This is a genomic window from Aquabacterium sp. CECT 9606, from assembly GCF_918741295.1.
GTDB lineage: Bacteria > Pseudomonadota > Gammaproteobacteria > Burkholderiales > Burkholderiaceae_C > Aquabacterium.
Window position 1 is genome coordinate 264,375 of sequence record NZ_CAKKNB010000002.1, and the last position, 11,521, is coordinate 275,895.

Here is an 11,521-nt window from a genome sequence, read left to right on the forward strand (position 1 = left end):
TTCAGTGCGCAACCGTGAAACGTTGCCGCAGATGCCGGGCTTTCTCCAGTTCGTCCACGATCGCCACGGCGAGGTCGGTGGTAGAGATGCGACCCGGACCGCCCGCGCTGTCCTGCAGGGGTTCGTTGCTGCCCAGCCGATAGTGGCCTGTGCGCTCGCCGGGCTCCAGAAGAATCGGGGGCGAGACAAAGCTCCAGTCCAGCGAGGATTCGGTCTGCAACTCGGTCAGGGCCTGGCGCGCGGCCAGAGCGCCTTGCTTCCACTCGGCGGGGAACTCCGGCGTGTCGACCAATTGCACGCCGGGGGCGACGAACAGGCTGCCTGCGCCACCCACCACCAGGAGGCGTTTGATGCCGGCGGCCTTGACGCCCGAGACGATGGCGCGCGCGCCCCGCAGGAACTGGTCGTGCAGGTCGGGCACGGCCCAGCCGGGGTTGTAGGCGCTGACCACCGCATCATGGCCTTGGACGGCTTGGGCGACTTCGGCGGCGTTTTGCGCATCGGCCTGGACCACGGTGAGGCCGGGGGCCGGGGTGAGCTTGGCGGGGTGGCGGGCCAGCACGGTGACCTGGTGGTCACGCTGCAGCAGCTCGGCCAGGACGGCTGATCCGACAAAACCCGTGGCGCCAATCAATGCGATCTTCATGGTGATTTCTCCGTTGCGTTGCGATGTCTCCACGATACGAACTTCACAATCACAGGGGAAGTCCTCAAAATAGGTTTTCATTGTTTAGAAAAACTGCACAAACGTGATCGATCAACTCAAGCGCATGGCCACATTTGCCGCCGTGGTGGAGCAAGGCTCTTTCGGCGCCGCCGCCCGGGCATTGGGCACCACCACCTCGGCGGTCAGCCAGCAGATTCGCGCGCTGGAGCGGGAAGTGGGCATGACGCTGCTGGCGCGCTCGACCCGGCAGGTGGCCCTGACCACCGCCGGCCAGCGCTTTCATGAAGGCTGCGCTGAGATGGTGGCCGCCGCCCGGCGCGCGGGCCAGACCCTGCTGGAGATGCGCGATGCACCGGTGGGTGAGTTGCGCATGACCGTGCCCGCCGGCTTTGCACGCATGCTGGGCGATGCCCTGAAGCCATTGCTGCAGCACCACCCACAGTTGGGCCTGCATTTGCTGGCCGACGATGCCCACACCGACCTGGTGGCCGAGCGCATGGACCTGGCCCTGCGCTTTGGGCGCCTGCCCGATTCCAACTGGGTGGCCCAGCCGCTGGGGCACTTGCGCATGCAGTTGTGCGCGGCGCCCAGCTACCTTGCCCGCCATGGCATCCCGGTGCACCCTGATGACCTGGCTCAACACGATGCCGTGCAGCTCAACACGGGCCGGGTGGCGCCGCACTTGAACCTGCTGGACCCGGTGGGCCGGGCCGTGTCCGTCAAGCCCGCCTGGCGCAGCCGCCTGAGCAGCAACAGCCAATCGTGGGTGCAGCACATGTGCGAGGCCGGCCTGGGTGTGGCCGTGCTGGCCGCGCACGACACGGTGGACACCCTGCGCGAAGGCCGCGTGGTGCCCGTGCTGCCCGGCTGGTCGCTGCCACCTTTGCCCATCTACGCCTTGACGCCGCAGCGTGGCGCACAGCCGGCCAAGGTGCGGCTGGCGCTGGAGGCTTTGCTGGCGCACATGGCGCAATGGCCGGATTCGGTTCATGTGCCACGCCAGGAGGGACTGCATTCATAGGGATGGCGCAGACCGATGGGGCGCCAGCAAAATCAAAGGCGATCGTGCTGGCCAATGTGGGTCACAGCACGATCTAGCGGAATCATCTTTCCTGGAAAGGACTGCCATGGAACTCAAGCTATTGCCCTTGTTGGCCTGCGCGCTGACCGCTGTTGCCTCTCCTGCCAGCCATGCGGCTGCCGTGGGCTGTGGCCGCTTCTTCACCTGCGAGTGGGTCGAGGACGCCAAAGAGGTCGGCGAGTTCAAGCTCACCTCCAATCAGCCGGTCAAGTTCGGGGGCTACAACCCTTTGTCCGACCAGAACTTCCCGGGCACCTTCACCGGCAATTTCTGGAAGCTCAAGATCGACCTGTTCAACGAAACCATCATGCCTGACCGGGGGGCGCAGGTCGTGATCAAGGGCAGCTTCCTGCACACCACCGCGCCGCACGCGGGGGATGCCGATGAAGGCGGCCTCTACAAATTTGACTTGAAGATCAACCTGGGCAATGACCTGGTCAGGCAGCCTGGTGGAGGCGACCAGAGTTGGGAAATGCTCGCACACCCGCTCAAGCCCAATTTTGCGGATCAGCACCGCGACGCGTACGCCAGCCTGCTCAAGGGCACGCCCGCCAACCCCACCTACAAGACCTACGTGTTCAATGTGAAGGGGGTGCACACCGCTGATGCCATCTACAAGGGCACCTTCCCCACGCCAGTGCCCGAACCAGGTGTCTGGGCTCTGGCGGTTGGCGGGCTTGGCATGGTGCTGGGCGCGCGGTCATGGCGACGGCGTGTCATGAATGCGGGGACAGGGGCTATATATTATTGGGAGCGATGAACCATGCCCCTGACCCCAGCCCGCTGAGCACCACTTTGACCCAGTTGGATGTGGTGTGCCTGTGTGCCGCCTGGTGTGGCACCTGTGGCGAATACGAGCCCATGTTCAAGGCGCTTCAAGCGGCCATGCCCGGGCACCGCTACCGCTGGATCGACATCGAGGACGAGTCAGACCTGGTGGGTGACATCGATGTGGAAACTTTCCCCACGCTGTTGGTGGCTCAGGAAGGCCAGGTGTTGTTCGCGGGGCCGGTGTTGCCTCGTCTGGGTGACGCGCAGCGCTTGATCGAAGCATTGTTGGCAAACCAGGCTTCGTCAGTGGCCCGCCACATGCCGGCTGATCAGCTCCAGGCCTATGAGGCGCTGGCCCGCGCATTGCGGTCGGGCCGCTAGGGCCTTCGACCTCAGATCATCGCCGCGAATTCAGTGCCCAGCCATTCGTGCGATGTGTCGGGCGGGGTCCAGCCGCGCACCCAGTTGGCGAAGTGCTCGCAGGGCATCGGGCGCGAGATCAGGAAGCCCTGGGCTTCGTCACACGACAGGCCGGCCAGCAGCTTCCAGGACTTGGCGTTCTCGACGCCTTCGGCCACCACGGTCAGGCCCAGGTTGTGGGCCAGATCGACCGTGGAACGCACGATCTTGGCGTCTTGCAAGTCGCTTTCCATGTTCATCACGAAGGACTTGTCGATCTTGAGCTCGTCCACCGGCAAGCGCTTCAGATAGGCCAGCGATGAATAGCCGGTGCCGAAGTCGTCGATCGACAGTTTCAGGCCCATGGCGTGCAGCTTGTTCAAGGTGACCAGCGCGCGTTGCGGGTCGTCCATGATGGCGCTTTCGGTGATCTCCATCACCAGCATCGCGGGGTTGACGCCATGCTGGCTGAGCAGCTTGTCCAGCTTGGCAGGCAGCTCCTGGTCCATCAGGTCGCGGGTTGACAGGTTGATGGCGATCTTGAGCGGCATGCCCGCGTCGCTGAGCGACTTGCTGACGATGGCCGCCTGCTCGGTGATCCACGCGGTGAGCACGCGCACAAAACCAGTCTGCTCAGCAAACGGGATGAAGCGCATGGGCGGCACGATGCCACGGGTGGGGTGTTCCCACCGCATCAGGGCTTCGGCGCCAATGCACTGGCCGGTGTGCAGGCTGATTTTGGGTTGCAGGTACAGGCGCAGCTGGTGGTTGTCGACGGCGTAGCGCAACTCGCTCAGCAGGGTGAGCGACTCTTCGCTGGTCGAATCCAGGCCCGGATGGTAGGTGACGGTGCCGGCCTGCTGCTGCTTGGCGGCGTACATGGCCACCTCGGCGCGGCTGAGCAGGGTGTCGGCTTCCAGGCCATGTTCGGGGGCGCTCGCGATGCCGATGCCAGCGCTCAAGTCGACCGTGTGGTCGTCCAGGGTGATGGGGCGCTCGAACGCGCGCAGGATGCGCTGCGACACGGGGTAGGCTTTTTGCGAGCTGGTGCCTTGCAACAAGATGGCGAACTCGTCGCCGCCCAGGCGGGCCAGCACGTCGCGCTCGCCCAGCACTTCGGTGGTCAGGCGTTCGGCCACGGAGCGCAGCAGGCGGTCGCCAAAGCGGTGGCCCAGCACGTCGTTGACGTGCTTGAAACGGTCCATGTCCAGCAGCAGCACGGTGCAAGGGGTGTTTTCTTCCTTGGCCCGCACGATGGCCTGGCGCAGGTCGTGGCGGAACTGTTCGCGGTTGGGCAGGTCGGTCAGCGCATCCTGGTAAGCCAGACGGCGGATCTCGCCTTCGCGGGTCTGGATGGCCTGGCGCATGGTCTCGAAAGACTGGGCCAGCTCGCCGATCTCATCGCGCGAGGACATCTTCACCTCGGCGCCGTAATCACCACGCTCCAGCCGGCGGGCCGAGTTGGACAAGATGCGCAAAGGCGTGGTGATGCGCCGCGCCGTGACATAGCTGCCAAAGCCGAACACCGCGATGCCGACGGCGCTGAGCAGCAGCAAGGTCAGCTTCAGCTCCATGTAGGGCGCCAGGGCTTGGTCCACCGAGCGCATCAGCAGGGCGGTGACGGGGGGCTGGCCGGGCGACCCTGGCAGGATGAGTTGGTGGCCGCTGTACTCGGCGTTGGCCACTTGCAAGGTCAGGCCGCTGCCGCCATCGCTGGTGGGCCGCGTCCAGGCCGTGGCCAGCGCAGGCCAGTCCTTGGGTTGCAGGGTGGCCAGGCTCACACGCCAGTCGCCATCGGGCTTGCGCAGCAGCAGCGACACGTCCAGGCCAGACAGGCCTTTCATGTCGGACAAGAGCTTGTCGCCAATGGGAAAGCCCATGCCCACCCAGCCGATGATGGCGGGTGCACGCACGGGCACGGCCACGATCTGGTACGGCTGGCCATCGATGATCTCGACCTGGCGCTGGTCGCTGCCGGCGGCCACGGATTGGCGCGCATAGCGCTGCACGGCCGCCAAGAAATGATCGGGCGACTGGATGGTGCTGGCCCGCACATTGAATTGGTCGTCGGTGAAGACGGCGGCGCTGGCCTTGATGCGGTCTCCGTGGTTGAGCAGGGCTGACCGCAAGGTCTCCTGGTCACCGGTGGCCACCGCCGAGCGAAAGCCGTAGTCGGCCGACAGCACGCGCGTGGCCTGGGCCAGGTTGTCGGCGTTCTGGCTGAGCAGGCGCAGGAACACTTTCTCGCCGGTCAGCAATTCAGTGTGGATGGAGGCGCGGGCGTTGCGATCGATGCTGTCCTGGATGAACCAGTAGCTCACAGCCTGCACCACGATCAGCAAACCCAGGTAAACCGCCACGATGCGGGCCTGCAGGCGACGTGGGTTGAAGAAGGCGGGCAGCATGAGGGTCAGCGGGCGGTGTGGGGCTCAGTGCACCAGAGCTTGAGGGCTTCGGACAGCCAGGCGCCACTGGTGGGTGCTGGCGTGGTCACGGTCTTGCCGGGATGGCTGGCGGCAGTGGGCGGTGAGGCCAGCCTGGTCGAGCGCGAAGTCGCGGGGGCTTTGGCGCCTGCACTGACTTGATCGAACTGCTGTTTCATACCGCGCCTCATTGCTCCAGAGATCTTTATCCGACCCATGGAATATCGGCATTGGCGGTGAGGTCTTGATGGGCTTGTGCGTGGTCATGGCGGTGCGGGGCCCTTCAGATCGTGACGGCTGTCACGCAGCGGGGTTTGGCGGTGGCGCTGAGGTGATGTGCCGGAACTGCTGGTCCAGGCGCTGGAAGAAGTCCTGCACCGCGCTTTCGTCAGTTTCGTCGTTTTGGAACGCCACGGTGAAAAACAGCTTGCCGCCCAAGTTGACCAGGGCCAGCAGCAAGGCCGTGCTGAGCGTGGCGGGCCAGATTTCGGTGAAGCGCGCCTGGGCGTCTTTCGGGTGGATGGCTTCGACGTTGCCCAGGTTGGTGAAGTGGCAGCTGAGCACCGGCAGCGAGCCCTTGGCCTTGGACTTCACGATGAAGTGGCTGTACAGCGTGCGGCCCATCCAGGGCAGGATTTCGTAGAACATGAGAGGAAGTGCGTACTCACGTCTTTCGTACCGTGACAGGTGATCCTTGACCTGGCTCTCGACCGACTGGACTTGCGCGGCCAAGGTGTCTTTCGCGCCAGAGCGCACCGTGAACGAGGACACGAAGTTGCCGAACTCGGGCTGCTTTCCTTCCGGGAAATAGCGTCGCAAATCGACCGAAATCCGGATGGCCGACACCGCCTGCGGGTTGTGGGGCTCCAGCGTGAGGAAAGCATTGGCCATCACCGCGACGACCAAGTTGTTGACGGTGGTGCCGGTCTGCTTGGCGATCACCTTGAGCTGGTCCGAGGTGCAGGGCAGCGCGTGGTAGCGGACGCTGGTGGTGGTGTAGCGCTCGCTGCGGCGGCTCGCCAGGGTGATGATCTTCTGGCCGCGGCTGCCTTGCTCATCACGTTTTTTGTTGCGCCACCAGCCCTGGATGCTGGCCGGCCACTGCGTCCACTTGTGTGGCGTGACGGCGGCCACCATGCTGGATGATTCGAGTGGCAAGCCCTTGATGGGCTGGCCGCTGAGCCGGCCGAGCAGCGCCGCCAACATGTGCACGATCGAGCGGCCATCGCCGATGATGTGGTGCACGGAAAACACCAGGAGGGGCGTGGTCTCGTGCGGGATGAAACGGGCGCGCCAGGGCAGGCCGCGTTCCAGTGACAAGGGCTCGTTGAGGAAGGCGCTGTGGAAGTGCTCCAGCGCGGCGCGTGAACTGGCGTCGATGCCGGGTTGCACGCGGTAGGCGTCGTCGAAGAGCTGGTCCAGCCACAGGTCATCGGGCAGGATGCGCAGCTTGTAGGTGAAGGCGGTGGGCACGATCACCCCTCGCATGCGCGGGTAGGCGGTGGTCAACTCGCGCAGGGCTTGCCTCAACAGGGCCTCGTCGACTGGGCGGTCGAAGCGCATCATGAAAGGCATGTTGATGGGGCCGAGGTAGCCTTCTCCGGCCCAGTACATGTGCTCGGATCGGTTCAGGGGAACCAAGGTGGCGTCGCTCAAGGGATGCTTTCTTTTTAATGCCAGTCGTTCCGCAATATAACAAGCGGCCCAAGGGGCCGGCGTGCGGATTTTCCAGCGCAAGCATGGCCAATTCAGGCGATGCTGCGGCGCACCAAGGCGTTCAGTGCTGGGGCGCGAGCTGACGGCAGAGCATCAGGGCCAGGCGGCGCAAGGCTTCCCAGGGGTCTTCCGGCCACTGGGGGTGGCGCAGGCCCTTCACGATGCCATCGACCGTGCTGGCGGCGGTCACCAGGCGGGCCAGGTTGGGGCTTTTCAGGCGCGGCAGCACGCGCTCAAACAGGCGCTCGCGCGGGCCCCAGACACGCTGCTCACGCAGCACCATGGGCAGGGGCTTGCCGGCGTCCAGGGCGGCACGGCTGCGGTGCAGGGCCATGATCTCTTCCGACAAAGCCCAGTGCACCAGCACGGCGGCTTCGCCTTCGGCGTGCAGGCCATCGATCATGCGCAGGGTGCGTTGCACCTGGCCCGACAGCACCGCGTCGCTGAGCTTGAAGACGTTGAAGCGGGCCACGTCGACCACGGCTTCTTCGATCTGATCGATGGTGATGACCCCAGGCGGGTGCAGCAAACCAAGCTTGGCGACTTCCTGGTGGGCGGCCAGCAGGTTGCCCTCGACCCGGTCGGCGAAAAAGGCCAAGGCGCGTTGGCCAGCCTCGCCGGGTTCGACCTGCTGACCTTGGGCGGACAGTCGCTGGGCGATCCACAAGGGCAGGGCGTTGCGCTCGATGGGGTCGCAGCGCAGGGTCACGCCAGCGTTGTCGAGCGCAGTGAACCAGGCGCTGGTGGTCTGGGTTTTGTCCAGCCGGGGCAGGGTGATGACGGTGAGCACGCTGTCGTCGTTGGCGTGGCGCTCGCAATAGCTTTGCAGGGCCACGGAGCCATCCTTGCCGGGCTTGCCGGAGGGAATGCGGATCTCCATCAACTGCTTGTCGCCGAACAGGGACATGGCGCTGCCCGCGCCGAGCAGGCTGGACCAGTCGAAATAAGCGCCCGACACGGTGTGCACCTGCCGCTCGGTGTAGCCCGCCACGCGGCCCGCCGCGCGGAGGGTGTCCAGCGCTTCTTGGGCAAGCAGGGGCTCGTCGCCGTAGACGGTGTAGATAGGCTTGAGGCCGCTGGGCCCGACCTTGCTCAGGTGGGCGGCCAGTTGGTCCAGGCGCAGTTGCATGCTCGGGTCAGGGCGTGGCCAGTTGTTCGGGCCGGACGACGGCCAAGCGGCGCATGACCTGCTGGACGATGTCGGTCTGCATGGCGCGGTGCATGGCGGCCGATTCGTCGATCTTGGCCAGGGCGTCTTTTTCGTTGTAGGGCAGGTCGTTGGTCAGCAGCAGCTCGGTGGGCAGGATCAGCAGGGTGCCATCGGCGCGCGTGAGCTGGAACCTGAAGCGGGTGCGCAAGGACAAGTCACGCACCTGGCTGAAGGCGGTGATGGAGGCGACGGCCTGCTCACGGGTGTCCGACAAGGCTTGCAGCACCACGTGCGTGCTCAGGATGCGCGGGCTGGACGCGGCGCCGCTGGCCGGTACGTTCTGTTGCGCCGCCGCGGCGGCCGTGCTTTCGACCACCGAGACGCCAGCGTCTTCGAGGGCCTTGGCCAGCTCGGCCGCGAGCGGCGAGTTGGCGGCAAACCCCGCCAACTGCACGCTCTTGAAGGCCAGGTTGGGCGCACGGCGCAACTCGAAGCCGCAGCCGGACAGGCCGACCACGGCAGCACTGGCCGACAAGGCCAGGAGGGACAAGGTGAAGGTGCGGCGGTTCATGTTGGGCACCTTACACCACCACGTTGACCAGGCGGCCGGGCACCACGATGATCTTCTTGGGCGGCTTGCCTTCGCTGAACCTGGCCACGTCTTCGCTGGCCAGGGCGGCGGCTTCGATGGCGGCCTTGTCGGCGGTGGCACTGACCTTGATCGAACCGCGCAGCTTGCCGTTCACCTGCAGCATCAGCTCGATCTCATCTTGCACCAGGGCGGTCTCATCCACACCGGGCCAGGCCACGTCCAGCAGCTCGCCACAGCAGGCGACGTAGCCCAGGTCGGTCCACAGCACGTGGCTGATGTGCGGACACACGGGGGCCAGCAGGCGCAGCAGGATGCTCACGCATTCGGCCAAGGCGGCGCTGTTCTCAGGTGTGGCGGGCAGCTTGGCGGCTTCCAGCGTGTTCAGCATCTTCATGAGCGCCGACACCACGGTGTTGTACTGCATGCGCTCGTAGTCGTAATTGGCCTGGCGCAGGATGTGGTGGATCTCGCGGCGCAGGGTCTTGGCCTCGTCTGAAAAGGCCACGGGCTGCGTGCGGTCCACGTCGAAGCCGGGCTTGATCAGCTCGGCATTGCGCGTCACGAAGTTCCACACGCGCTTGATGAAGCGGTGCGCGCCTTCCACGCCCGAATCATTCCATTCCAGCGTCTGTTCGGGTGGCGAGGCGAACATGACAAACAGGCGGGCCGTGTCGGCGCCGTATTGCTCGATCAGCTCCTGCGGGTCCACGCCGTTGTTCTTGGACTTGGACATGGTGCCGATGCCGCCGTAATCCACCATCGAGCCATCGGACTTGAGCTTGGCGCCCACGACGACTTTGCCGCCGTCGTCCATCACGTTCTCGACCTCGTGCGGCCAGAAGTACTCGACGCCGCCCTGCGCGGTCTTGCGCGAGTAGATGTGGTTGAGCACCATGCCCTGCGTCAGCAGTTTCTTGAAGGGCTCGTCGACCTTGGTCAGTCCCAGGTCACGCATCACCTTGGTCCAGAAGCGCGCGTACAGCAGGTGCAGGATGGCGTGTTCGATGCCACCGATGTACTGGTCCATGCCACGGTCGCCGGGGGCGTTGGCCGCGCCCATCCAGTACTCGGTGCGCTCGTCGACCATGCTCGATGCGTTGTCCGCGGCGGTGTAGCGCAGGAAGTACCAGGACGAATCCACGAAGGTGTCCATGGTGTCGGTTTCGCGCTGGGCCGGCTTGCCGCACTTCGGGCAGCCCACGTTCAGGAAGTCGGGGCGCAACTTGAGCGGGTTGCCGCTGCCATCGGGCACCACGTCTTCGGGCAGAACCACGGGCAGGTCTTTCTCGGGCACGGGCACGGGGCCGCAATCACCACAGTGGATGATGGGGATGGGCGTGCCCCAGTAGCGCTGGCGGCTGATGCCCCAGTCGCGCAGGCGCCAGGTGGTTTTCTTCTCGCCGATGCCCTGGGCGGACAGCAGTTCGGCGACCTTGTTCACGGCCTCTTTGTGGGCGAGTCCGTTGAGCACGCCGCTGTTGACGCACACGCCCTTTTGCTTGTCGCCGTAGCTGTCCTTCCAGGCGGCGGTGTCGAAGGCCTCGCCTTCCACGGCGATCACTTGCTTGATCGCGATGCCGTACTTCTTGGCGAACGCGAAGTCGCGCTCGTCGTGTGCGGGCACGCCCATCACGGCGCCGTCGCCATAAGACATCAGCACGTAGTTGCCGACCCAGACCTCGACCTGGTCGCCGGTCAAGGGGTGTTTGACGAACAGGCCCGTGGGCTGGCCCTTCTTTTCTTGCGTGGCCAGCTCGGCTTCGGTGGTGCCGCCGGTCTGGCATTCTTCGATGAAGGCCTGCAGCTTGGGGTTGGATGCGGCCGCGTGCGTGGCCAGGGGGTGCTCGGGCGCCACGGCGCAGAAGGTCACGCCCATGATGGTGTCGGCGCGCGTGGTGAAGACCCACAGCTGGCCGTGGTTGATCAAGGCACCATCAGTACCCCGGATGTCGTGCTTGAACGCGAAGCGCACGCCTTCACTCTTGCCGATCCAGTTTTCCTGCATCACGCGCACGCGCTCGGGCCAGCCGGACAGGTAGTTCGGGTCTTCGGGGTTGGCCACCGCGCTCAGCAGCTCATCCGCGTATTTGACGATGTTCAGGTAGTAGCCAGGGATCTCACGCTTTTCAACGGGCGCGCCCGAGCGCCAGCCCTTGCCGTCGATCACCTGCTCGTTGGCCAGCACGGTCTGGTCGACCGGGTCCCAGTTCACGGTTTGTGTGCGGCGCTCGGCGATGCCGGCTTCCAGCATCTTCAGGAACAGCCACTGGTTCCACTTGTAGTACGACGGCTGGCAGGTGGCGACCTCGCGCGACCAGTCGATCGCCAGGCCCATCGCCTTCATCTGCTTCTTCATGTAAGCGATGTTGTCGTAGGTCCATTGCGCGGGCGGCACCTTGTTCTTGAAGGCGGCGTTCTCGGCGGGCAGGCCGAAGGCGTCCCAGCCCATGGGCATCAGCACGTTGTGACCGTTCATGCGCAGGTGGCGCGTGAGCATGTCGTTGATCGTGTAGTTGCGCACGTGGCCCATGTGCAGCTTGCCGCTGGGGTAGGGCAGCATGGAGCAGGCGTAGAAGGGCTTCTTGTTCTTGTCTTCGGTGACGCGGTAGGCGTCGCGCTCGTTCCAGTGCTGCTGGGCCCGTGCTTCGACCGTGCTGGGATCGTAGGACTGCTGGTCGGCAGGTGCGGGGGGCGTTGTAGAAGAGGTCATGGTGCGCCGGAA

Annotated in this window: 10 protein-coding genes; 3 read left to right on the forward strand and 7 right to left on the reverse strand. The window is 65.2% G+C overall.

The features are described 5' to 3' along the window. Position 1: 1 nt before the first annotated feature. Complete coding sequence (locus tag LQ232_RS08955; RefSeq protein WP_230179975.1) at positions 2–646, reverse strand: NAD(P)-dependent oxidoreductase; 645 nt, start codon at positions 644–646, stop codon at positions 2–4. 103 nt (positions 647–749) lie between these two features. On the opposite strand from LQ232_RS08955, the gene LQ232_RS08960 reads away from it, so the two are divergent. The 3 genes from LQ232_RS08960 (at position 750) to LQ232_RS08970 (ending at position 2,900) form a co-directional block, all read left to right on the forward strand. After that, positions 750–1,688: a LysR family transcriptional regulator gene (locus tag LQ232_RS08960; protein ID WP_371820156.1), complete on the forward strand. Its 939-nt coding sequence runs from the start codon at positions 750–752 to the stop codon at positions 1,686–1,688. Between the two features lie 106 nt (positions 1,689–1,794). Next, a complete protein-coding gene (locus LQ232_RS08965; protein ID WP_230179976.1) occupies positions 1,795–2,508 on the forward strand; it encodes a PEP-CTERM sorting domain-containing protein in 714 nt (237 codons plus the stop codon). Continuing rightward, on the forward strand, positions 2,505–2,900 hold the full coding sequence (locus LQ232_RS08970; protein WP_230179977.1) for a thioredoxin family protein: 396 nt from the start codon (positions 2,505–2,507) through the stop codon (positions 2,898–2,900). Before LQ232_RS08965 ends, LQ232_RS08970 begins: the two co-directional genes overlap by 4 nt. Before the next feature lie 11 nt (positions 2,901–2,911). On the opposite strand, the gene LQ232_RS08975 is transcribed toward LQ232_RS08970, so the two are convergent. The 6 genes from LQ232_RS08975 to leuS form a co-directional block, all read right to left on the reverse strand. Next, complete coding sequence (locus LQ232_RS08975; protein ID WP_230179978.1) at positions 2,912–5,323, reverse strand: EAL domain-containing protein; 2,412 nt, start codon at positions 5,321–5,323, stop codon at positions 2,912–2,914. Between the two features lie 5 nt (positions 5,324–5,328). Beyond that, entirely contained in the window at positions 5,329–5,520 is a 192-nt protein-coding gene (locus tag LQ232_RS08980; protein WP_230179979.1) for a hypothetical protein, read from the reverse strand. Positions 5,521–5,641: 121 nt separating this feature from the next. Then, the gene (locus LQ232_RS08985) at positions 5,642–6,997 is read right to left on the reverse strand and encodes a condensation domain-containing protein (RefSeq protein ID WP_230179980.1); all 1,356 of its coding nucleotides are present in this window, start codon (positions 6,995–6,997) and stop codon (positions 5,642–5,644) included. Positions 6,998–7,118: 121 nt separating this feature from the next. Then, positions 7,119–8,186 (reverse strand): DNA polymerase III subunit delta, encoded by a 1,068-nt coding sequence (gene holA, locus LQ232_RS08990; protein WP_230179981.1) that lies wholly within the window; start codon positions 8,184–8,186, stop codon positions 7,119–7,121. A 7-nt stretch (positions 8,187–8,193) separates the two neighbouring features. Further along, a complete protein-coding gene (gene lptE / locus LQ232_RS08995; RefSeq protein ID WP_230179982.1) occupies positions 8,194–8,778 on the reverse strand; it encodes an LPS assembly lipoprotein LptE in 585 nt (194 codons plus the stop codon). Positions 8,779–8,788: 10 nt separating this feature from the next. Further along, the gene (gene leuS, locus LQ232_RS09000) at positions 8,789–11,509 is read right to left on the reverse strand and encodes a leucine--tRNA ligase (protein WP_230179983.1); all 2,721 of its coding nucleotides are present in this window, start codon (positions 11,507–11,509) and stop codon (positions 8,789–8,791) included. Positions 11,510–11,521 lie beyond the last annotated feature (12 nt).

Coding starts and splice junctions, on each gene's coding strand:
- LQ232_RS08980 (WP_230179979.1), bottom strand. CDS start 5,520: ATGAAACAGCAGTTCGATCAAGTCAGTGCAGGCGCCAAAGCCCCCGCG.
- holA (WP_230179981.1), bottom strand. CDS start 8,186: ATGCAACTGCGCCTGGACCAACTGGCCGCCCACCTGAGCAAGGTCGGG.
- lptE (WP_230179982.1), bottom strand. CDS start 8,778: ATGAACCGCCGCACCTTCACCTTGTCCCTCCTGGCCTTGTCGGCCAGT.
- LQ232_RS08970 (WP_230179977.1), top strand. CDS start 2,505: ATGAACCATGCCCCTGACCCCAGCCCGCTGAGCACCACTTTGACCCAG.
- LQ232_RS08955 (WP_230179975.1), bottom strand. CDS start 646: ATGAAGATCGCATTGATTGGCGCCACGGGTTTTGTCGGATCAGCCGTC.
- leuS (WP_230179983.1), bottom strand. CDS start 11,509: ATGACCTCTTCTACAACGCCCCCCGCACCTGCCGACCAGCAGTCCTAC.
- LQ232_RS08975 (WP_230179978.1), bottom strand. CDS start 5,323: ATGCTGCCCGCCTTCTTCAACCCACGTCGCCTGCAGGCCCGCATCGTG.
- LQ232_RS08965 (WP_230179976.1), top strand. CDS start 1,795: ATGGAACTCAAGCTATTGCCCTTGTTGGCCTGCGCGCTGACCGCTGTT.